The sequence below is a fragment of the Sphingomonas sp. NPDC079357 genome, from assembly GCF_044901155.1.
Classification (GTDB): domain Bacteria; phylum Pseudomonadota; class Alphaproteobacteria; order Sphingomonadales; family Sphingomonadaceae; genus Sphingomonas.
On the sequence record NZ_JBJDOM010000001.1, the window covers coordinates 1,225,125 to 1,246,011 of the forward strand.

At 67.3% G+C, this 20,887-nt stretch carries 22 protein-coding genes; 11 read left to right on the forward strand and 11 right to left on the reverse strand.

Annotated features, from left to right (window positions below):
• Positions 1 to 90: 90 nt before the first annotated feature.
• From ACI2JO_RS05740 to rph, 7 genes are all read right to left on the reverse strand, one after another.
• On the reverse strand, positions 91 to 1,158 hold the full coding sequence (locus ACI2JO_RS05740) for a c-type cytochrome (protein ID WP_404719746.1): 1,068 nt from the start codon (positions 1,156 to 1,158) through the stop codon (positions 91 to 93).
• Positions 1,155 to 1,781 carry a cytochrome c oxidase assembly protein gene (locus ACI2JO_RS05745; RefSeq protein ID WP_404719747.1) on the reverse strand — a complete coding sequence of 209 codons (627 nt, stop codon included), beginning with the start codon at positions 1,779 to 1,781 and terminating at the stop codon, positions 1,155 to 1,157. The genes ACI2JO_RS05740 and ACI2JO_RS05745 overlap by 4 nt, the downstream gene beginning before the upstream one ends.
• Positions 1,778 to 2,185: a hypothetical protein gene (locus ACI2JO_RS05750; RefSeq protein WP_404719748.1), complete on the reverse strand. Its 408-nt coding sequence runs from the start codon at positions 2,183 to 2,185 to the stop codon at positions 1,778 to 1,780. Before ACI2JO_RS05750 ends, ACI2JO_RS05745 begins: the two co-directional genes overlap by 4 nt.
• Entirely contained in the window at positions 2,182 to 4,707 is a 2,526-nt protein-coding gene (ctaD, locus tag ACI2JO_RS05755) for a cytochrome c oxidase subunit I (protein WP_404719749.1), read from the reverse strand. Before ctaD ends, ACI2JO_RS05750 begins: the two co-directional genes overlap by 4 nt.
• The gene (gene coxB / locus ACI2JO_RS05760; RefSeq protein ID WP_404720331.1) at positions 4,704 to 5,618 is read right to left on the reverse strand and encodes a cytochrome c oxidase subunit II; all 915 of its coding nucleotides are present in this window, start codon (positions 5,616 to 5,618) and stop codon (positions 4,704 to 4,706) included. The genes ctaD and coxB overlap by 4 nt, the downstream gene beginning before the upstream one ends.
• A 111-nt stretch (positions 5,619 to 5,729) precedes the next feature.
• On the reverse strand, positions 5,730 to 6,356 hold the full coding sequence (gene rdgB, locus ACI2JO_RS05765; RefSeq protein WP_404719750.1) for an RdgB/HAM1 family non-canonical purine NTP pyrophosphatase: 627 nt from the start codon (positions 6,354 to 6,356) through the stop codon (positions 5,730 to 5,732).
• A complete protein-coding gene (gene rph / locus ACI2JO_RS05770) occupies positions 6,353 to 7,066 on the reverse strand; it encodes a ribonuclease PH (RefSeq protein WP_184504702.1) in 714 nt (237 codons plus the stop codon). The genes rdgB and rph overlap by 4 nt, the downstream gene beginning before the upstream one ends.
• 78 nt (positions 7,067 to 7,144) lie before the next feature.
• On the opposite strand from rph, the gene ACI2JO_RS05775 reads away from it, so the two are divergent.
• Positions 7,145 to 7,645, forward strand: a complete 501-nt coding sequence (locus tag ACI2JO_RS05775) for a DUF6438 domain-containing protein (RefSeq protein WP_404719751.1) — start codon at positions 7,145 to 7,147, stop codon at positions 7,643 to 7,645.
• Between the two features lie 52 nt (positions 7,646 to 7,697).
• Here the strand turns inward: ACI2JO_RS05775 and ACI2JO_RS05780 are convergent, their stop codons facing one another.
• Positions 7,698 to 8,048 (reverse strand): STAS/SEC14 domain-containing protein, encoded by a 351-nt coding sequence (locus ACI2JO_RS05780; protein WP_404719752.1) that lies wholly within the window; start codon positions 8,046 to 8,048, stop codon positions 7,698 to 7,700.
• 105 nt (positions 8,049 to 8,153) lie between these two features.
• Here ACI2JO_RS05780 and hrcA point away from each other — a divergent pair, with 105 nt between their 5' ends.
• A complete protein-coding gene (hrcA, locus tag ACI2JO_RS05785) occupies positions 8,154 to 9,197 on the forward strand; it encodes a heat-inducible transcriptional repressor HrcA (RefSeq protein WP_404719753.1) in 1,044 nt (347 codons plus the stop codon).
• 35 nt (positions 9,198 to 9,232) lie between these two features.
• Positions 9,233 to 9,784 carry a nucleotide exchange factor GrpE gene (gene grpE, locus ACI2JO_RS05790; protein ID WP_404719754.1) on the forward strand — a complete coding sequence of 184 codons (552 nt, stop codon included), beginning with the start codon at positions 9,233 to 9,235 and terminating at the stop codon, positions 9,782 to 9,784.
• Between the two features lie 203 nt (positions 9,785 to 9,987).
• Here grpE and ACI2JO_RS05795 read toward each other — a convergent pair whose 3' ends face one another.
• The gene (locus tag ACI2JO_RS05795) at positions 9,988 to 11,316 is read right to left on the reverse strand and encodes an MFS transporter (protein WP_404719755.1); all 1,329 of its coding nucleotides are present in this window, start codon (positions 11,314 to 11,316) and stop codon (positions 9,988 to 9,990) included.
• Between the two features lie 115 nt (positions 11,317 to 11,431).
• On the opposite strand from ACI2JO_RS05795, the gene cyoA reads away from it, so the two are divergent.
• The 8 genes from cyoA to ACI2JO_RS05835 all read left to right on the forward strand — a co-directional run bounded on the left by cyoA (position 11,432) and on the right by ACI2JO_RS05835 (position 19,111).
• On the forward strand, positions 11,432 to 12,562 hold the full coding sequence (gene cyoA / locus ACI2JO_RS05800) for a ubiquinol oxidase subunit II (protein ID WP_404719756.1): 1,131 nt from the start codon (positions 11,432 to 11,434) through the stop codon (positions 12,560 to 12,562).
• A gap of 7 nt (positions 12,563 to 12,569) precedes the next feature.
• Positions 12,570 to 14,570 carry a cytochrome o ubiquinol oxidase subunit I gene (gene cyoB, locus ACI2JO_RS05805; RefSeq protein WP_404719757.1) on the forward strand — a complete coding sequence of 667 codons (2,001 nt, stop codon included), beginning with the start codon at positions 12,570 to 12,572 and terminating at the stop codon, positions 14,568 to 14,570.
• A 5-nt stretch (positions 14,571 to 14,575) separates the two neighbouring features.
• Positions 14,576 to 15,208, forward strand: a complete 633-nt coding sequence (cyoC, locus tag ACI2JO_RS05810) for a cytochrome o ubiquinol oxidase subunit III (RefSeq protein WP_404719758.1) — start codon at positions 14,576 to 14,578, stop codon at positions 15,206 to 15,208.
• Positions 15,208 to 15,630, forward strand: a complete 423-nt coding sequence (gene cyoD, locus ACI2JO_RS05815; protein WP_404719759.1) for a cytochrome o ubiquinol oxidase subunit IV — start codon at positions 15,208 to 15,210, stop codon at positions 15,628 to 15,630. Before cyoC ends, cyoD begins: the two co-directional genes overlap by 1 nt.
• Positions 15,630 to 16,319, forward strand: coding sequence for an SURF1 family protein (locus tag ACI2JO_RS05820; protein ID WP_404719760.1), 690 nt, complete (start codon positions 15,630 to 15,632; stop codon positions 16,317 to 16,319). Before cyoD ends, ACI2JO_RS05820 begins: the two co-directional genes overlap by 1 nt.
• 150 nt (positions 16,320 to 16,469) lie before the next feature.
• Positions 16,470 to 17,108 (forward strand): GNAT family N-acetyltransferase, encoded by a 639-nt coding sequence (locus tag ACI2JO_RS05825; RefSeq protein ID WP_404719761.1) that lies wholly within the window; start codon positions 16,470 to 16,472, stop codon positions 17,106 to 17,108.
• A gap of 177 nt (positions 17,109 to 17,285) precedes the next feature.
• Positions 17,286 to 18,584 (forward strand): ATP-binding protein, encoded by a 1,299-nt coding sequence (locus ACI2JO_RS05830; protein ID WP_404719762.1) that lies wholly within the window; start codon positions 17,286 to 17,288, stop codon positions 18,582 to 18,584.
• On the forward strand, positions 18,581 to 19,111 hold the full coding sequence (locus ACI2JO_RS05835) for a response regulator transcription factor (RefSeq protein WP_404719763.1): 531 nt from the start codon (positions 18,581 to 18,583) through the stop codon (positions 19,109 to 19,111). Before ACI2JO_RS05830 ends, ACI2JO_RS05835 begins: the two co-directional genes overlap by 4 nt.
• Positions 19,112 to 19,116: 5 nt before the next feature.
• On the opposite strand, the gene ACI2JO_RS05840 is transcribed toward ACI2JO_RS05835, so the two are convergent.
• Positions 19,117 to 19,860 carry a glutaredoxin family protein gene (locus tag ACI2JO_RS05840; protein ID WP_404719764.1) on the reverse strand — a complete coding sequence of 248 codons (744 nt, stop codon included), beginning with the start codon at positions 19,858 to 19,860 and terminating at the stop codon, positions 19,117 to 19,119.
• 19 nt (positions 19,861 to 19,879) lie between these two features.
• Positions 19,880 to 20,884 (reverse strand): glycosyltransferase family 4 protein, encoded by a 1,005-nt coding sequence (locus ACI2JO_RS05845; protein ID WP_404719765.1) that lies wholly within the window; start codon positions 20,882 to 20,884, stop codon positions 19,880 to 19,882.
• Positions 20,885 to 20,887: the final 3 nt, after the last annotated feature.

The window sequence follows — 20,887 nt, forward strand, 5'->3', positions numbered from 1 at the left end:
TGCCGATTACAATGTGCAGGAGCGGTTCTGGACCAAAGCAACAGAGTTAGCGACCTGAAATGACGGCTTCCTTCCAAACGACGCCAACGATCACCGCGTCTCCCCCGCCAGATAGCGCGCCAGCGGGTCGATCAACTCCTCGGGAATGCGCCGGGCGATCACCGGCATCACGTTCTGCGGCAGGCGAGCGTCGATCTCCTTGCCGTCGCCTTTCCAGTAACGCAGCCGCGCGGCGATATAGGTCGCGCGCTGCCCGACCAGCAGCGGCTGCGGCTTGCCCGCGCCGTGACAGTTTGCGCACGCTGGCAGTTGCCGAGCCGGCAACCCACGCTCGACGATCACTCGCGCACGCTCATCGCCGCGCGGCACGGCGTCGGCGCGCAAGCCGGGCAACGCGGCGAAATGCGTTGCCAGCGCACGCCGCTCGTCGGCACTCAGGATCGCCGCGGCATTCGCCATCACCGCGCTCGCGCGTCGCCCGTCGGCATAGGCCGCCAGCGCCGCTTCCAGATAGCGCGGATGCTGCCCGCCCAGAATCGGAATATCCGGCTGCCCGCGTCCGCGCCCGTCCTCACCGTGACAGGCGACGCATCCCGCCAGCACGTTGCTGCCCAGCGCGCGGACGTCTGCGGTCCCCGCGCCCTGCGCCTGTCCGCTCAGCGCGCGATACTGCGCCGGCGTCATTCCCGGCAGGCGCCGGACGAACGCCACCATCCGCCGGATCTCGTCGTCCCGCTTTGCCCCGGCCCATGCCGGCATCCCGGAATATTTCACGCCGTGCCGCAGAATGTAGAACAGCTGCCCGTCGGTCCACTCACGTGCATTCACCGCCAGGTCGGGCGCGGGCGGCATCGCCTTCTGCATCACCGGCGACGGCCGCTGCCCCGGCGCGCCGTGACAGCTCGCGCACGCTGCGGCAAAATGCCCCGCGGCGCTGACCAGCCCGCCGTCGGTCGCGATCGGGTCCTCGGGCGAATCGAAGAAGCTGTGCGTCTTGACCGAGTTGCGCATCGTCCAGTGCAGGAACCACTCGGTCACCGCCCAATGCCCCGACGAGGCGGCGATGTTGAACACCCCCGACCAGGCGAACAGCAGCCCCGCCAGCACCAGCCCGAGCAGCCCGGCGACAGCGCGCTTCCATGTCAGCCGGATCGTCATGCCGCCGCGCGCTCCCTCAATATCGTGCCGAGCAGCGCCAAGCCGCCCAGACAATAAGCCGCCCCGCCGACCACCAGCATCACCACCCCGCCGAGTTGCTGGTCGGCCAAGGCGTTCAGCCCCGGCGCGGGGTGCATCGCCATCATCGCATACAGCGGTCGGGGCGCGAGCCCGATCAGTGCGCCCAGCAACGTCATGTGCATCGACGTCAGCAACAGCGCCGCTACCCCGCCCGCCGGCTGCGCGAATGCCGCACGCCACAGCCCGACGCCAACGCCGAGGAACAGCACCTGTTCGAGAAGCGCGACCACCGGAGAGGTGTCCGCAAGCCCGCGCAGCACCGGCGCGTGCCACGCCCAGACGACGACGAACTCGACGGTCGCCCACGCCAGCGGCCCACCCGCCCTACCGTCATTCCCGCGCAGACGGGAATCCAGAACCTCGGACCTCCGCGACTCCATCGACAGACTTGCAGGTCTGGATTCCCGCCTCTGCGGGAATGACAGAAGGGGCGCCGCCACCGCCACCGCGCCCATATGCGCCGCCATATGCCCGGTCATCCCGAGGCCGGCGAACCCCAGTACCGTCGCCGCCACCGCGAGCAGGATCCCCGCCGCAATCACCGGCAATCCGTCAGCATCAGCGCCGGTACCGCGGTGAAGATCACCGCCACGAAGCTCAGCCCCGCCAGCAACAGCGTCGACACCGCCAGAAACCGCAGCCGGTCGATATCAGTCCCCTGATCGTGCGGCGCGGGGTCGCCGGGCGTGTGCGTCTGCACCCATGCGATCCACCCCGAGGCGAGGATGATCGCCTCCGCCACCAATGTCCCGATCACGAATGCCACCGTGAAGCGCGGCAGCTCGCCCAGCTTGGCGCAACTCACCGCCGCCCACAGGTAACAAAACAGGAAATGCACCGCCCACACGCTCGGCGGGACGATCAGCGTCCACAAGGTGACGCGCACCTCGCGCAGCCGATGCCGCACGCCGCGCCGCTCTGGCCCGTGCGGAGACTCGTTCTTCATGCCGCCCCCGGGAACAGGCCGATAGTGGCGTAGGTCACCACCGCGGTCAGCGCCATGAAATGCTGGTAGACGGTGATGTTGCGGACATCGGCGTCGTATTTCGGCGTCATCTTCCCCGCCACACTGCGCGCCAGCGTGTAGAGCTGCATGATCGCGCCCACCCCGGCGTGCGCGGTGGTCCAGATCACCAGCGTCCAGACGATCGCCGGATAGACGTGCAGCTTCGGCGCGAGCCCCGACAGCGACGGCCCCGCCAGCCCCGCGCCGATCGCCGCCAGCGACGCCATCGCACCCAGCGCCAGCAGTGCCCGCGCCGCGCCGACCGCACCGCGGCGGTTGGTCTCCCGCGCGCCGATCGTCATCAGCCACCCGGCCAGCGACACCGCCAGCGCGATCATCGGCCAGAACGCCCCCGGCCCGTCGAGCCCCGCCCCGCTCGGCGGAAAATCCTCGTGCCGCGTCCAGAAGAAGAAATAGCCGAACACCAGCCCCGAAAAGGCAGTCGCATCCGCCATCATCGTGATGAACATCGCCCACCAGCCGCTCGCCGACGCGCCGGAGATATACAGCGGCAACTCGATGCCATGCCCGATCGGTTTGCAATCCTTCTCCGGGATCTCCGCGGTGCCGGTCCACAGCCACCACAGCACCATCGCCAGCGTCGCCACCGCGCCGACCAGCGCGACCCAATAAAGGTGATAGGTGGTCAGGATGAACACGCTGCCCAGCGCGATCGCGGTCAGCATCGGCTTGATGCTCGGGCCACCGAGCCGGATGACCTGTACGGGCCGCGCATCGAGCACGCTGGTGATGATTGACTCGCGGCGACCTTCCTCGGCGTCGGGCAGGAAGAAGCGACCTTCGTCGACCTTCTTCACGAAGTCCTTCTGGTCCCAGATCGGGTAGCGGCTCTCGATCAGCGGCACCGAGCGGATGCCCCAATCCTCGTCATCCGGATGCGCGAGCCATTCGAGCGTCCCCGCCTGCCACGGATTGCGCTCGCTCTTCTCCCGCCGCGGGCTGAGCGCCAGATCGATGCACACGATCGCCACGCCAGTCGCGAACACCCACGACCCGATCGTCGAGGCCATGTTGAGCCCGCCGATCCCCAGCTCCGCCGGATAGGTGAACACCCGCCGCGGCATTCCGAGCAGTCCGGAGAAGTGCATGGGAAAGAAGGTCAGATTCGCGCCCGCGAACAGGAACCAGAAGGCGGTGCGCCCCATCCGGTCGGACAATTTCTTGCCGGTGATCAGCGGCCAGTAATAGTAAAGCCCGCCGAACAACGGAATCAGCGTCCCGCCGATCAGCACGTAATGCAGATGCGCGACGATGAAATAGGTGTCGTGCGCCTGCCAGTCGAATGGCGCGATCGCCACCATCACGCCGGTCAGTCCGCCGATCACGAAGATCGCCAGCGAGCCGGTCACGTACAGCAGCGGCGTCGACCACACGACGCGCCCCGCCCACAAGGTCGCGATGAACGCGAAGATCTGGATGCCGGTCGGTATCGCCACCGCCTCGGAGGCGGCCGAGAAGAACGCGAGGCTGATCTTGGGCAGCCCGGTCGTGAACATATGGTGGACCCACAGCCCGAAGCTGAGGAACGCCGTCCCCATCGCCGCCAGCACGATCCACGGATAGCCGAGCAGGTGCCGCCGCGCGAAGGTCGGCACGATCATCGCAAACAGCGCGATCGACGGCAGGAAGACGATATAGACCTCCGGGTGGCCGAAGATCCAGAACAGGTGCTGCCACAGGATCGGGTCGCCGCCCTTGGCCTGATCGAAGAACGGCCAGCCGAGCAGCCGCTCCATCTCGAACAGCACGTCGCCCGCGATCAGCGGCGGGAAGGCGAACAGGATCATCACCGCCACCACCAGGATGTACCAGGCATAGAGTGGCATCAGGTTCAGCCGCATCCCCGGCGGGCGGCACTTCAAGACGCCGACGATCAGCTCGACCGCCGCCGCCACCGACGACACCTCGATGAAGCTGAGCCCGAGCATCCAGATGTCCGCGCCCAGCCCCGACAGGTCAGTGCGGGTGGTGAACGGCGGGTACATAAACCAGCCGCCATCGGGCGCGACGTTGAAGAAGATCGAGCCGGAGACGAACACGCCGCCGATCAGGAAACTCCAGTACCCGAACGCCGACAGCCGTGGAAACGGCAGGTCGCGCGCGCCCAGCAACTGCGGCAGCAGGATGATCGAGACCGCCTCGAACATCGGCACCGCGAACAGGAACATCATCATCGACCCGTGCAGCGTGAACAGCTGGTTGAAGGTCGACGGCGAGACGAGGTCGTTTTCGGGAACGGCGAGCTGTGCGCGCATGATCATCGCCAGCACGCCCGCGAACAGCATGAAGCCGAACGCAGTCAGCGTGTACCAGACACCGACCCGGTTGTTGTTGGTGTCGGTCCAGCGGAAGAACCACCCCTCCGGCGGCTTCCATACCGCGCGCAGCCGTTCTTCCTGCGCGGCGCGCAGCGCCGGATCGTCCTGCGCGTGGAGACTCATTTCGATTGCTCCAGCCAGCGCGCGATCGTCGCCGCATCCTCGTTGCTTAGCTGCGGATAGGCGGGCATCCGCGCGCCGGGCTTCACCGTCGGCGCCTCCTTGATGAAGCGCACCAGATTGGCGTGGGTCAGTTTCTGCATCCCCGCGCCCAGCGACGCGCGGCCGCCAAGGTGCGTCAGGTTCGGCCCGATCGTCGCCTCCGACACACCCGCGACCGTGTGGCAGCCACCGCAGCCATTCGCCGCGAACAGCCGCGCACCCTCACCACCGACGGACGTCGGCGTACGCCGCGCCGCCAGCCAGGCGTCGAACGCCGCCGGCTCCATCGCCACCACGTCGAACGCCATCAGCGCGTGGCTTAGTCCGCAGAACTCCGCGCATTGCCCGCGAAACCGCCCCGCGCGCGTGGCGTGGACGACCAGCTTGTTCGTCCGCCCCGGTACCATGTCGAGCTTGCCCGCGAGCCCCGGCACCCAGAAACTGTGCAGCACGTCGCCGGCTTCGAGCAACAGCTCGACGTTGCGGCCGACCGGCACGCGCAACTCGTTCGAATCGTTGATCGCCGCTTGCCCCACCGGCTGGTAGCGTACCCGCCACCAGAATTGCTCACCGGTGACGGTGATCCGCAGGTCGTCGGGCTTGACCGCGATCGGTCGCATCGCCGGCAGCGTGGCAATCAGCAGCGCCAGCAGCACCACGGCCGGAACCACGCCGCCCGCCCACAGCACCAGCCGCATTCCCTGCTGATGCGTGATCGCGCCCTCGCGGCTGTGCTGCGCCACGAACATCAGCGCGCCGACCGCAACCGCGATCACGACGGCACCCACAACCATCCAGCCGGTCAGCCCCGCCAGCCACGCGGCCTCCGTCCCGAAAGTCGCAAATGCGGATTGTCGCCCCGAACTAAAAATCGTCGTACCCCACCCTTATTCTGGATTAAGGACCGGGGCGGACGCTTTGTTCCTTCGTAACGGTGTCGTTATGTTGCTGCCGCCACTTCGTCGATGGCGACGGCGTGGCGATCAGAAGACAGCCGCGACCAGTTGCCGAAACGCGTCGCCGCGATGACTGATTTCGTTCTTGGCGGGCTCGTCCATCTCGCCGAACGTCACATCATGCCCGGCCGGCTGGAACACCGGGTCGTAGCCATGCCCCTTGTCGCCACGCGGCGGCCAGACGAGCGTGCCGTCGACGCGCCCCTCGAACCATTCGACGTGCCCGTCGGGCCACGCCAGCGCCAGCGCACAGACGAAATGCGCGTCGCGTGGCGCATCGGGGGTCTCGGCGAGCTTGTCCTCGACCAGCCGCATCGCATGCGCGAAGTCCTTTTCCGGCCCGCCCCAGCGCGCCGAGAAAATGCCGGGATCGCCGCCCAGCGCATCGACGCACAGGCCGCTATCGTCGGCGAGCGCGGGCAGACCCGACAGGTCCGCCGCCGCGCGCGCCTTCAGCTCGGCGTTCATCACGAAGGTGGTGCCGGTCTCCTCTGGCTCGGGCAGGTCGAGCGCGCCCGCCGAAACGACGTCGAGCCCGCGGCCTTCGAGCAGCGCCGCGATCTCGCGGACCTTGCCGGCATTGTGGCTGGCGATCACCAGCTTGCCCGGCTGGAGCTTGCGAATCGCCTGCGGCTCCTTGCCCTCCCCGCTCATGCGACGGCGCGCGCCTGTGCGGCGAAGATCTCGTTGCAGCCGATCCGCGCAAGGCGGAGCAGACGCAGCAGCGCTTCCTCGTCATAGGTGGCGTGCTCGGCGGTCGCCTGTGCCTCGGCGATATGGCCATTTTCGAGCAGCACGAAATTGGCGTCGGCGTCGGCGTTCGAATCCTCGTCGTAATCGAGGTCGAGCACCGGATTGCCCTGGTAGATGCCGCACGACACCGCCGCGATCTTCTGCTTGATCGGGTCCGCGGTCAGCTTGCCCGACGCGAGCAGCCCGTCGACCGCCAGCCGCAGCGCCACCCACGCGCCCGAGATCGACGCGGTGCGCGTGCCGCCATCGGCCTGGATCACGTCGCAGTCGAGCGTGATCTGCCGCTCGCCGAGCAGCGTCAGGTCGGTGACGGCGCGTAACGAGCGCCCGATCAGCCGCTGGATTTCCTGCGTGCGGCCGGACTGCTTGCCCTTGGCGGCCTCGCGGCTGCCGCGCGTGTGCGTGGCGCGCGGGAGCATGCCATATTCGGCCGTCACCCAGCCCTGCCCCTTGCCACGCAGGAACGGCGGCACGCGCTCCTCGACGGAGGCGGTGACCAGCACCTTGGTATCGCCAAAACCGATCAGCACCGAACCTTCGGCGTGGCGGGTGAAGCGCGGCTCGATCGTGATCGGGCGCATCTGGTCGGGGGTGCGGCCGCTGGGGCGCATTCAACTCTCCTCAAGGTCGGATCGCGCACGCCCTAGCGGGGTTGGTGCTGCGGCGCCAGCGGCTAACGGGAGGATGCGATGCGGGGATTGATGGCACTGGGTTTGGTGCTGGCGGCGGGGTGTACGCCGGTCGAACTGCGATCGCTGCCGGCGGCGGGGGCAGCGGTGGCGATCGAGGGTGATTCGATCAGTTATGCGACCGGCCCGTGCTACGGAACGTGTCCCGTCTACACGGTGACGGTTCGCCCCGACGGCACCGGCACGTTCGAGGGCGAGCGGTTCACCGCAGTCACTGGCCGCCGTGCGTTTCGGGTGACGGCGGACGATTACCGCCACTTTGCCGCGGCGCTTGCACCGTATCGACCTGACGGCGAACGGCGGATCGAGATGGGCACGTCCGATTGCGGCCCGGCCCCGACCGACATGCCGAGCATCGACGTGAACTGGGTGATGGCGAGCGGCGGCGCAGGGCATCTGCACTTCTATACCGGGTGCCGCGTTGCGAATGCGGCGATGGCCAAGGCGCTGCAGGATGCCCCCACGCTACTGCCGATCGCCGGGTTGATCGGTAAGCGGTGAACCGCACTCCGTCGCCCCTGCGCAGGGGCGACGGCCGTCGTAATCAGCGCCCCTATTCTGTTACCCAGCCACGCGCCGCGGCGGCGTCGTCGAACAATCGCATATAGGGCTGCGTCATGACGCGTCGCACCTGCCCGCGCAGTACCGCACCGAGCGCCACAACCGCGATGCGGTTGGCCTTGGGGAACGGCGCCATATGCTGCGCCAGCGCCGCGAGCGTTTCCTGCGGCTGGGGGCCGCATGCGCTCATGTCGATTATCAACCGATAGCCGGGCCGGAAACGCGCCGCGAGGAACTGTCGCATCACGTCGCGGGTGTAGAGCACCACCTCGTCAGGCGTGAAGATGCGGTGCCAGCGAATTGCCAGCAACTGCGTGTCATGGTCGAAGGAAACGTCGTACATCGTTGATCTTCCTTGATTGCACCCTGCGCCCGGCAGGTTGCGGAAAGATGAAGAGGAAGAGACAGACGGTTGAGCCGCGCGGCCCGCGCGCATACATCTGCGCGCGTGACCCGTTCGCCGCCCATCGCCGAGCTTACCGACCGCGCCCGCGACATCTTCCGCCGCGTCGTCGACGGCTATCTGGAGAGCGGGCAACCGGTCGGATCGCGAACGCTGGCGCAGGCGGGACTCAATTTGTCGCCGGCCTCGATCCGCGGCGTGCTCGCGCAACTGGAGATGGCCGGGCTGCTCACCGCGCCGCACACCTCGGCGGGGCGGATGCCGACCGAGCGCGGGCTGCGGCTGTTCGTCGACGGGATGATGCAGGCGCATGAGCCGAGCGACGAGGAACGGCAGCAGATCGAGGCACGGGCGGGCACCGGCGGCCCGGTCGAGGAAGCGCTCGCCGCCACCACCGCCGCGCTCTCCGGCCTGTCGGCGTGCGCCGGGCTGGTGATGGTGCCCAAGCGCGAGGCGGTGCTGCGCTCGATCGGCTTCGTCCCGCTCGGTCCGGTGCAGGCGCTGGCGGTGCTGGTCGGCGAGGATGGTGCCGTCGAGAATCGCGTCATCGACCTGCCCGCCGGGATCACGCCCGGCACGTTGGTCGAGGCGGGCAATTTCATGACCGCCACGCTCGCCGGGCTGACGCTCGGCGAGGCGCGCGCGCGGCTGGAGCGCGATCTGGCGCAGGGCCGCTCGGCGCTCGACGCCGCGGCGCGCGCCTTGGTCGAACGCGGGCTGGCGGTGTGGAGCGAGGATGACGCGCGCCGTCCGGTGCTGATCGTGCGCGGGCATGGCCGGCTGCTCGACGATGCCGCGACCGCCGATCTGGAGCGCGTGCGCGCGCTGCTCGACGATCTCGATGGCAAGCAGGAGGTCGCGGCGCTGCTCGACTCGGCGCGCGCCGGCGATGCGACGCGGATCTTCATCGGCGCGGAGAACAAGTTGTTCACGCTCAGCGGCTCGTCGGTGATCGCAAAACCCTTCCGCGGCCGCGACGGCCGTGTGGTCGGGGTGGTGGGCGTGATCGGGCCCACGCGGTTGAACTACGCCCGCGTCGTGCCCATGGTGGATTTCACGGCCGCGACGCTCACCCGGTTGCTCGGATGACGCGCGGCTTTCCGACGTAGAAGAACAGGACGGACATGACCGACAACGCAACCCCCGCCGACGACCTTCGCGAAGAAACCGCAGAGGCCGCCCCCGAGGTCGCGGAGCACGACGCCGCCGCGACGCGCATCGCCGAGCTGGAAGAGCAACTCGCCGCCGCGCGTCAGGAAACGCTATACGCGCAGGCCGATATCCAGAACGTCCGCCGCCGCGCCGAGAAGGACGCCGCCGATGCGCGCGCCTATGCCGCGACCGGCTTCGCGCGCGACGTGCTGTCGGTGGCCGACAATCTGGAGCGCGCGCTGGCTGCGATCCCGGCAAGCCTGCGCGAGGACGAGAAGTTCAAGGGGCTGGTCACCGGCCTTGAGGCGACCGGTCGCGAGCTGGCGAACGTCTTCGGACGCCACGGACTGACGAAGATCGAGGCGATGGGCCAGCCACTCGACCCGAACAAGCATCAGGCGATAGTAGAGATGCCGAGCGATGCCGAGCCGGGCACGATCGTACAGGAAATGCAGTCGGGCTGGATGATCAAGGACCGCCTGCTCCGCCCGGCTCTGGTCGGCGTGGCGAAGAAGCCGGACTGAGGCCCCGCGCCACGAACACCACCGTCATTCCCGCGAAAGCGGGAATCCAGAACCTCTGACGTTGCGCCTCCATCGACGGCCCTGCGCGTCTGGATCCCCGCCTCCGCGGGGATGACGATTTGGAAGAGGGCACAGGCAAACAAAATGGGCGGGTCGCGATCCTCTCGCGCCCGCCCTTTTTCTTGGCCGGAAGCCGCCGCGCCTCAGTCGAGTCGGCGCGCCAGCTCGACGTTGAGCCCCAGCGCGATCAGCGTGCCCAGTGCGCCTGACAGCAGATACCCGCCCGCCGCGACCAGCCCGAATGCCTGCGTCAGCGCCAGCGCCGCCAGCGGCGCAAAGCCCGCACCGAACAGCCACGCCAGATCAGAGGTCAGCGCCGCGCCGGTGTAACGCGCGCGCTTGGGAAAGTTGCTGGTCACTGCGCCCGACGACTGGCCGAACGAAATGCCGAGCAGCAGGAAGCCCATCACCATGAACAGGATCTCACCCGCTCGCCCGCCGCCGAGCAGTTGCGGCGCGAAGCCGCTGAACGCGGCGATCCCGGCCGCGGTATAGCCGAGCACGCTGCGCCGACCGATCCGGTCGGCGAGCAGCCCCGACAGCACGATCGCGCCCAGCCCGACGACACCGCCCAGCACCTCGATCATCAGGAAGGTCGAGATATCCTCGCGGGTATACAGCGCCACCCACGACAGCGGAAACACCGTCACCATGTGGAACATGGCGAAGCTCGCCAGCGGCGCGAACGCGCCGATGATGATGTTGCGCCACTGTGCCTTCACGGTCGCGGTGACGCGCGACGGGGTCAACTCGCGGCTGTGGAACAGCTCGCTGTATTCAGGGGTAACGACGATGCGCAGCCGCGCGAACAGCGCCACGACGTTCAGCGCGAACGCCACGAAGAACGGATAGCGCCAGCCCCAGGAGATGAAGTCCTCGGCCGGCAGCACCGACAGGAAGAAGGCGAACAAGGCGCTCGCCACGATCAGCCCGAGCGGCGCGCCGAGCTGCGGGACCATCGCCCACCAGCCACGCTTCTTCTCCGGCGCGTTGAGCGCGAGCAGCGACGGCAGCCCGTCCCATGCGCCGCCCAGCGCGATCCCCTGGCCGACCCGGAACAGCGCCAGCAGCACCGCCGAGGAGGTGCCGATCGTCGCATAGCCGGGCAGGAAGGCGACCAGCACCGTCGAGGTGCCGAGCAGGAACAGCGCGATCGTCAGCTTGGTGCCGCGGCCGTAGCGGCGGTCGAGCTTCATGAAGATCTGCGTTCCGATCGGCCGCGCGATGAACGCCAGCGGGAACAAGGCGAACGACCACAGGGTCGCGGCGATCGGCTGCATGTACGGGAAGATCACCGCCGGGAACACGAGCACCGAGGCGATCGCATAGACGAAGAAGTCGAAAAACTCGGACGTACGCCCGATAATGACGCCGATCGCGATCTCACCGGGGCGCACATCGTGATCCCCTCTGCTATGAAGAGCGCGAGCATCCTGCTCTAGCGACGTGGACGAAGCGGTGGCCATATTCATTCCCGATCGGTCGGACGGACGGTTTCCGGCGGAGCCCTACCCTAAACCATTCCGCGCGTGGATGGGACAAAATGTCCTATTCCGCTGCGCCGCAGCAAAGCCTAGCTCGCGCCGCATGACCCGTCGTCCCGCCAGACGTGCGCCCGGCCGCACGCCCTTCGTCCGCCACCTCGCCGCCGCGGGGGCCCTGGCCGCGCTCGGGGGCTGCAATACCGTCGTGATGCGCCCCGCCGGTGATGTTGCGGTGCAGGAATCCAGCCTGATCGTGTGGTCGGTTGTGCTGATGCTGCTGATCATCGTGCCGGTCATGGCATTGGTGGTGCTGTTTGCCTGGCGCTATCGCGAGTCGAACACCGAGGCGAGCTATGAGCCCGACTGGGATCATTCCACGGGGCTGGAGCTGGTGATCTGGTCCGGGCCACTGCTCATCGTCATCGCGCTCGGCGCGCTGACCTGGGTGGGCACGCATACGCTCGATCCGTATCGCCCGCTGGCGCGTACCGCGCCGGGCAAGCCGGTCGCGGCGACCGTCAGGCCGCTGGAGGTGCAGGTCGTCTCGCTCGACTGGAAGTGGCTGTTCATCTACCCCGAACAGGGCGTGGCGACGGTCAACGAACTGGTCGTGCCGGTCGATCGTCCGGTCAAGTTCACCATGACCTCGTCGAGCGTGATGAACGCGCTGTGGGTGCCGGCGATGGCGGGCATGATCTACACGATGCCGGGGATGGAGACGGTGCTGCACGGCGTGCTGAACCGCACCGGCAAGTTCGAGGGTCGCTCGGGCAATTATTCGGGCGCGGGTTTCTCGCACATGACCTTCTGGACGCATTCGGTTTCGCCGGCGCGCTTCGACGACTGGGTCGCGGGCGTGAAGCGCAACCGCTGGCGGCTCGACAACGCCACCTATCTGAAGCTGGCGAAGCCCAGCGAGAAGGTGCGCCCGATCGGCTTCGGCGCGATCGACCCTGCATTGTTCAGGCGCGTCGTCGCGATGTGCACGAAACCAGGCACGAATTGCATGGAAAACATGTCGCACGCCGGCCCGGCGGTGAACGATCGGCCGCAGCGCGCTGACGAGCCCGAGGGCGCGCTGACCCGCGATCCGTCGCAGAAGGGTGACAGCCCGCACTCGACCGCACCGCGGGGCAAGGCGCCGGGGTCGACCGATCCAGGCGCTGGCAATCGCGACATGACCAAGCTCGATATTCCCGCGCTCCCGCGCGCCAACGCCTCCAAGGAGGCTTGAGGACATTATGTCGGACGACCTCATCAAGACGATCTTCGGGCGGCTGACGCTCGAGAGCTTTCCGATCCACGAGCCGATCTTGGTCGGGACCTTCATCATGGTCGCGATCGGCGGTGCCGCGGTGCTGGGCGCGCTGACCTATTTCAAGCTGTGGGGCTATCTCTGGAAGGAGTGGTTCACCAGCGTCGATCACAAGAAGATCGGCATCATGTACATCGTGCTCGCGCTCATCATGTTCCTGCGCGGTTTCGCCGACGCGCTGATGATGCGCGCGCAACAGGCGGTCGCCTTCAACGGCAGCGAGGGCTTCCTGCCCGCGCACCATTATGACCAGGTGTTCACCGCGCACGGCGTCATCATGATCTTTTTCGTGGCGATGCCGTTCGTCACCGGCCTGATGAACTATGTCGTCCCGCTCCAGATCGGCGCGCGCGACGTCAGCTTCCCGTTCCTGAACAATTTCAGCTTCTGGATGACGGTCAGCGGCGCGGTCACGGTGATGATGAGCCTGTTCGTCGGCGAGTTCGCGCGGACCGGCTGGCTGGCGATGGCACCGCTGTCGGGGCTCGATTACTCGCCCGATGTCGGGGTCGACTATTACATCTGGGCGTTGCAGATCGCAGGCGTCGGGACGTTGTTGTCGGGCGTCAACCTGCTCGCGACGATCATCAAGATGCGCGCGCCGGGCATGAGCCTGATGCAGATGCCGATCTTCACCTGGTCGGCGCTGGTGACGAACGTCCTGATCGTCGCGGCCTTCCCGGTGTTGACCGCGGTGCTCGCGATGCTCAGCCTCGATCGCTACGTCGGCACCAATTTCTTCACGAACACCGGCGGGGGCAACCCGATGATGTACGTGAACATGATCTGGATCTGGGGCCACCCGGAGGTGTACATCCTGATCCTGCCCGCGTTCGGCGTCTTCTCGGAGGTCGTCTCGACCTTCTCGGGCAAGCGGCTGTTCGGCTATACGTCGATGGTCTACGCGCTGATCGTCATCTGCATCCTGTCGTATCTGGTGTGGCTGCACCACTTCTTCACGATGGGCTCGGGCGCCAGCGTCAACAGCTTCTTCGGCATCACCACGATGATCATCTCGATCCCGACGGGTGCGAAGATCTTCAACTGGCTGTTCACGATGTATCGCGGGCGGATCCGCTTCGAACTGCCGATGATGTGGGCGGTCGCGTTCATGCTGACCTTCGTCATCGGCGGGATGACCGGCGTCATGCTGGCGGTGCCGCCGGCCGACTTCCAGTTCCACAACTCGCTGTTCCTCATCGCGCACTTCCACAACGTCATTATCGGCGGCGTGCTGTTCGGGATGTTCGCGGGCGTGAATTACTGGTGGCCGAAGGCGTTCGGGTTCAAGCTCGACAAGTTCTGGGGCACGATCAGCTTCTGGTGCTGGGTCGTCGGCTTCTGGGTCGCGTTCACCCCGCTCTATGTGCTGGGGCTGATGGGCGTCACCCGCCGCCTGCGCGCCTTCGAGGATCCGTCGCTCCAGATCTGGTTCGTGATCGCCGCGATCGGCGCGCTGATCATCGCCGCCGGGATCGGCGCCATGCTGATGCAATTCTACGTCAGCATCCGCGACCGCGAGAAGCTGCGGGACTTCACGGGCGATCCGTGGAACGGCCGCACGCTGGAATGGGCGACCTCGTCGCCGCCGCCGGCCTATAACTTCGCCTTCTCGCCGGTCGTCCACGATCTGGACGCGTGGCACGACATGAAGTCGAAGAAGGCCGAACGTCCGACCACCGGATTCCGCGCGATCCACATGCCGAAGAACACCGGCGCCGGGGTCATCCTGGCCGGGCTGTCGACCGTCTTCGGCGTGGCGATGATCTGGTACATCTGGTGGCTCGCCGCTCTGGCGTTCGTCGCGCTGATCGCGACCGCGATCGGCCACACCTTCAACTATGACCGCGACTTCCACATTCCCGCCGAAGATGTCGTGAACAGCGAGGATGCGCGCACCCGCGCGCTCCAGCAGGCGGGGGTGTGAGCGAGATGAGCACGACGACGCAGACGGCCCCGGGCACCGCGGCCCCGTCCTATTACGATCTGGACGAGCACGAGCATCCGCCCGGCGCCAGCACGATGCTGGGCTTCTGGCTGTACCTGATGAGCGACTGCCTCATCTTCGCGATGCTGTTCGCGGCATACGGCGTATACGGCGGCAGCTTTGCCGGTGGGCCGGGGCCGAAGGAGCTGTTCGAGCTGCCGCTGGTCGCGGTCAACACGACCGCGCTGCTGCTGTCGTCGATCACCTATGGCTTCGCGATGATCAACGCCGACGAGCAGAACAAGGCCGCGACCCTGCGCTGGCTCGCCATCACCGGCGTATTCGGCGCGGCGTTCCTGTCGATCGAGCTGTATGAGTTCAGCAACCTGATCCACGAAGGCGCAGGCCCGTGGCGCTCGGCGTTCCTCTCGTCGTTCTTTACGTTGGTCGGCACGCACGGGCTGCACGTCACCTTCGGCATCATCTGGCTGGTGACGCTGATGGTGCAGGTCGCGCGCCGCGGGCTGGAGCCGGCCAATGTCCGCCGCCTCCAGTGCCTGTCGCTGTTCTGGCACTTCCTCGACGTCATCTGGATCGGCGTCTTCACCTTCGTCTATCTGCTGGGAGTGCTCCGCTGATGAGCGCCGATACGCACGGCCACGGCCACGATGCCGCCCATGGTCATGGCCATGGGCACCACGACGCGCACGACCATCACGGCGGCGCGCCGCACGGCTCGCGCCGCGAATATTGGATCGGCTTCATCCTCTCGGTGCTGCTGACCGCGCCCGCATTCGGGCTGGTGATGACCGGCGTGATCTCCGATCCGCGCGTCACCGCCGGGATCGTGATGGCGCTGGCGATGGTGCAGATCGTGGTCCATATGATCTACTTCCTGCATATGAACACCAAGTCCGAGAACGGCTGGACGATGCTGGCGCTGATCTTCACCGCCATCATCGTGCTGATCGTGATCGCCGGGTCGCTGTGGGTCATGTACCACATGAACCTCAACATGATGCCGGGCATGGGCGGAGAGATGTCGAGCGGCGGCATGTGATGCGCGCGCGCTGGGCCCTCGCCGGCGTCGCGCTCTTGTTCGCGGCGGTGCTGGCCGGGCTCGGCGTCTGGCAGGTCGAGCGGCGCGCGTGGAAGCTCGCGCTGATCGACCGGGTCGAGGCGCGGCTCGCCGCCCCCGCGCAGCCCGCCCCCGCGCGCGCGCGCTGGGCGACGATCAACGATGACGACACCTACACCCGCGTCACCGTCACCGGGACGTGGCAGGCGACCCCGCCGGTGTTCACGCAGGCCGTCACCGATTTCGGTGCCGGCTATTGGGCGCTCTCCCCGCTCGACACCGCCGGCGGCACGATCCTCATCAACCGCGGCTTCGTGCCGACCGACACCCGCAAGGCGATCGTCCCGCCGGTCGGCCCAGCGCGCATTACCGGCCTGCTGCGCGTCACCGAACCCGATGGCGGCTTCCTCCGCGACAACGACCCAGCCGACGACCGCTGGTATTCGCGCGACACCGCCGCGATCGCCCGCGCGCGCCGGCTGGGACCGGTCGCGCCCTATTTCATCGATGCCGAGGCGGTTCCGGGCGTGCAATGGCCGCGCGGCGGGCTGACGGTGGTGCGGTTCCGCAACAACCACCTCGTCTATGCACTGACATGGTTCGCGCTGGCGGCGATGATGGCCTGTTTTGCATGGCGCATCGCGCGTGGGCGGGATCATGCGGACGGCTAAACTCGCTGGCGGCACGATGGACCGGCTGGTTCCGCCGGAACCGCTTAGCGTTCGAGCAATCACGCCGACGCGTCGGCCTCTAGCGCTGCGCCAATCGCGAGCTGCCGGTTTCACCAATATACGAAGCTTGCATGCCGTTGGGGAAAGGTGATGGCGAGGGACGGGGTCGATCGGTCAACTCTTCATGCGTGGCTTTCGGCCCGATCGATCGCGCGGAGGCTACCTTTACCCGTTCCGGACCACGGTGGATTTCGGGTCGACACCAACTCGGACACCGAAATCGCGCGCTGGGTGTTTTCGGAGCCCGCGCGTGAAATCAGCGCGCTCGCCCGCGCGATCCTTGAACCACGCTATTTCATCAAACTCTGTGCCCCGGCCGACGCGTTGGCCGCGGCATTGCCGCGCTGCTGGGCGCTGGATGCACCAAGCTACTTCATGCAGCGCGTCTCCACCGGTGCGGCCAGACAGCCACCAGACGGATACAGTATGGAGATCAAGCAGATCGGGACAATAGTGGAGGCACGAATACTCTCACCAACGGGTATATTGGCCGCGAGCGGCTACGCTGCCGAGACCGAACAAGTCTTCGTGTACGATCGCATCGTGACTGAACCCGGTCATCGCCGCAAAGGCCTCGGCCACGCGCTGATGCAGGCGCTCCACGATGCCCGGCGGGACACCGCGAAGCGCGAGCTGCTGGTCGCCACCGAGGACGGGCGGGCTCTCTACTCCACCCTCGGTTGGCAGACGATCTCGCCCTATTCCAGCGCTTCGATCAGGGAGGCGTAACAAGGGTTCGAGGCCACGGGCCAAAGATCGGTTGCCGATCGACAAAGAGACCCCGCGGCGATCGGCCACATTGTCCGCTTGTTCGTCTCGTCGTGTATTGTTGGCCTTGAACCGCTTTCAGCCACCAGGCGATCTGACCGATAGCGCACCCTACCCGATCCGCCGTAAGGAGCGGACATGGCCGCCTCTGACATCATCGCCGGAACCGGGCTGCGCGAGGACGCCGGGCGGCGCAACGTGCGGCTGTTGTCGATCCTGCGCTGGCTCGCCGTCGGCGGGCAGCTCGCCACGATCCTGCTCGTCCATTTCATCGTCGGCGTGCACCTGCCGCTGGTCGCGATGCTTGGCGCGGTCGCGGTGCTCGTCGCGCTCAATCTCGCGATTGCGCAAATCGTCGGGCGGCGGCCGATCACCTATGGCGCGCTGTTCGCGACGCTGCTGGTCGATGTCGCCTGCCTGACGACGCAATTGTACCTCAGCGGCGGGGTCAGCAATCCGTTCGTCACCCTGTTTCTGCTTCAGGTCGTGATCGCCGCGCTGCTGCTGCGTGATCATGCCAGCTGGGCGATGGTCGCGCTGAGCAGTGCGGTGTTCGCGTGGCTCGCGCACGCCGCGCCGCCGTTCGCGCTGCCGCGTGGCTGGGCCTCCACCTTGTCGACTCCTTACGTCGCGGGAAGCTGGTTCAATTTTACCCTAACCGCCACGTTGCTGGCGCTGTTCGTCACGCGCATCGTCCGCAACGTCTCCGAACATGACGCCCGGCTTGCCGCGCTCCGCCAGCGCGCCGCCGAGGAGGAGCATATCGTCCGCATGGGGCTGCTCGCCAGCGGCGCGGCGCATGAACTGGGCACGCCCCTGTCGTCGATCGCGGTGATGCTGGGCGACTGGCGGCGCGAGCCCGCGATCGCCGGCTCCCCCGCGCTGCTCGCCGATCTCGACGACATGCGCACGGAGGTGACGCGCTGCAAGGACATCCTCAGCCAGGTACTGCTCGCGTCGGGCGAGGTGCGCGGGATGGGGCCGGTGCGCACCACGCTCAAGACCTTCCTGTCGGGGATCGTCGGCGACTGGCGCGGCAAGACGCAGGTCGCCGCCGCCTACGAACATCTGATGACCGGCGATCCGCGGATCGTCGCCGACAAGGCGCTGGCGCAGACGATCACCAACCTGCTCGACAATGCGCTGGAGGCGGGTGGCCGCACGATCGCGCTGTGCGCGTGGTGGGACGGCGACCGACTGGTGCTGTCGGTGCGCGACGACGGGCGCGGCTTTGCGCCCGCGATCCTCGACGGGCTCGGCAAGCCCTATATGAGCACCAAGACGCGCCGCGGCGCCGGGCTGGGCCTGTTTCTCGCGGTCAATGTATTGCGGACGCTCGGCGGCACCGTGTCGGCGCGCAATCGCGACGGCGGCGGGGGCGAGGTGACGCTGACGCTGCCGATCGCGGCGATCTCGATCCCGGAGGAAGGCGCATGAGCGAGCGGCGACTGCTGATTGTCGAGGATGACGAGGTGTTCGCACGGACGCTGGCGCGCTCGTTCGAGCGGCGCGGCTATCAGGTGCGTGCGATTACCGATCCCGACGATCTCGACACGGCGGTGGCGGCGTTGAAGCCGGATCATGCGGTGGTCGACCTGCGGCTCGGCAACGCGTCCGGGTTGTCGTGCGTCGCACGGCTCCACGCACTCGACGCACAGATGCGGATCGTGGTGCTGACCGGCTTCGCCAGCATTGCCACCGCGGTCGAGGCGGTGAAGCTGGGTGCGACCAACTATCTGTCCAAGCCCGCCAATTCCGACGATATCGAGGCGGCGTTCCAGGCCAGCGGCGAGGGCGACGCCAGCGTCGAGCTGGTCGCCTCACCCACCTCGCTGCGCACGCTGGAGTGGGAGCATATTCACCAGACGCTCGCGGACTGCGGGTTCAACGTGTCGGAGGCGGCACGGCGGCTCGGAATGCACCGGCGAACGCTGGCGCGGAAGCTGGGCAAGCGGCATCTGTGACGCGGCTATGCGAAGGCCATCCACCCCGCCATCGCGATCATCATGACGTTCTCGGTCAGCGACACGAACCCCAGCGGCACCCGCGTCGCGCCGCCGACGCACGCGCATTTCAGCTCCCGCCTGTCGACATACACCGCCTTGAACACCGAAATCGCGCCGACCGTCCCGATGAACAGCGCCAGCGGCACCGACAGCCAGTCCGCGACATGCGCGGTCATCAGCACCCCCGCCAGCCCTTCCGCGAACGGATAGACATAACCATAGCGCACCCAGCGCTTCGCCAGCAGGTCGTAGTTGAGGAACATCGTCGAGAAGGTCTCGACATCCTGCAGCTTGAGCAGCGCGAGCACGCACATGCTGAGCGAGACGAACCACTCGGCGGCACGCAGCGTCAGCGGCGTCCCGAACGCCGCGGTGCTCACCGCCAGCGCCATCAGCGCGGTCATCGCGAACACCGCCAGCACCGGGCGATAGCTCGTCTCGCCAGTGGCGGGCACGTGGATGCCGAAGTGGCGGCGCAGATCGTCATAGCCGCCGACCCGCTCGCCGCCGATGAAGGTCTGCGGCGTGGTCTTGACGCCATGTTCGGCCTTGAAAGCGTCGGTTTCCTCGCGGGTTCGCAGCCAATGGTCGTCCACGGCAAAGCCACGCCGCCGCAACAGGTCTTTCGCCTTCACGCCATAGGGGCAGGTGTGCGTGGGCATCACCATCCGGTAAAGCGTGGCGCGCTTCTCGGTCGTCAGGGTCATACGGTAGAGATAGGCGCGATCAGCCGAGAATACGCCGGTACAGCGCAATATAATCGTCGGCCATGCGTGCGACGCTGAACCGTTCGGCCACCGCGCGGCGGCAGGCGGCGCGATCGATATCCCCGGCACGTTCGATCGCCGCGACCGCTTCCTGGGGCGTGTCGACCAGAAAGCCGGTGACGCCGTCCTCGATCAGCTCGGGCATCGAGCCGCGGCGGGTGGCGATTACCGGCGTGCCGCACGCCATCGCCTCGATCACCGACAGCCCGAACGGCTCGTCGAAATTGATGAGGTGGAGCAAGGCACGCGCCTTCCCCAGCGCCGCAACCCGCGCCTCGCCGCCGACCGCGCCGTGGTAGCGGATGCGATCACCCAGCGCCGGTGCGACCGCGCGGTCGTAATAGCCCTGATCCTGCACGATTCCGTACAGGTTCAGCGCGCGCCCCGTCGCGTGCGCCGCCGCGATCGCCTCCGCCGCGCCCTTGTCGGGATGCAGCCGCCCGAAGAACAACAGCGCCTCGCCCCCCCCGGCGTCGAAGCGGAAGTCGTCGAGCGGGATGCCATGGTGGATCGTCGCGGCGTAGCGCAGGTCGGGGTGCCGGTCTGCGTCGCTGATCGCGACATAATGCACGCGGTCCTGAAAGGGCGCGTACATCGGCAGGATACGGTCCGACGAAAAGCCGTGGATCGTCGTCACGATCGGCGTGTCGACCAGCGGCGCGAACGCATGCGCCGGGAAGTCGGCCTGGTTGTGGATCAGGTCGAACCGCTCGGCCTGCGCGAACACATGGCTGAGGTGGCGATATTCCCAGACCTTCGCGTCAATGGCGGGATCCTCGGAATAAGGCGCGGGCACCACGCCATCCAGCGTCGCGCTGGTGAGACTGTCGAGCGTCGCGAACAAGGTGACGTCAATTCCGCGTTCGACCAGCGCCTCGGTCAGCAGATGCGTGACCAGCTCCCACGGGCCGTAATGCCGCGGCGGGGTGCGCCACGCGATCGGGGCGAGCATGGCGATCTTCATGAA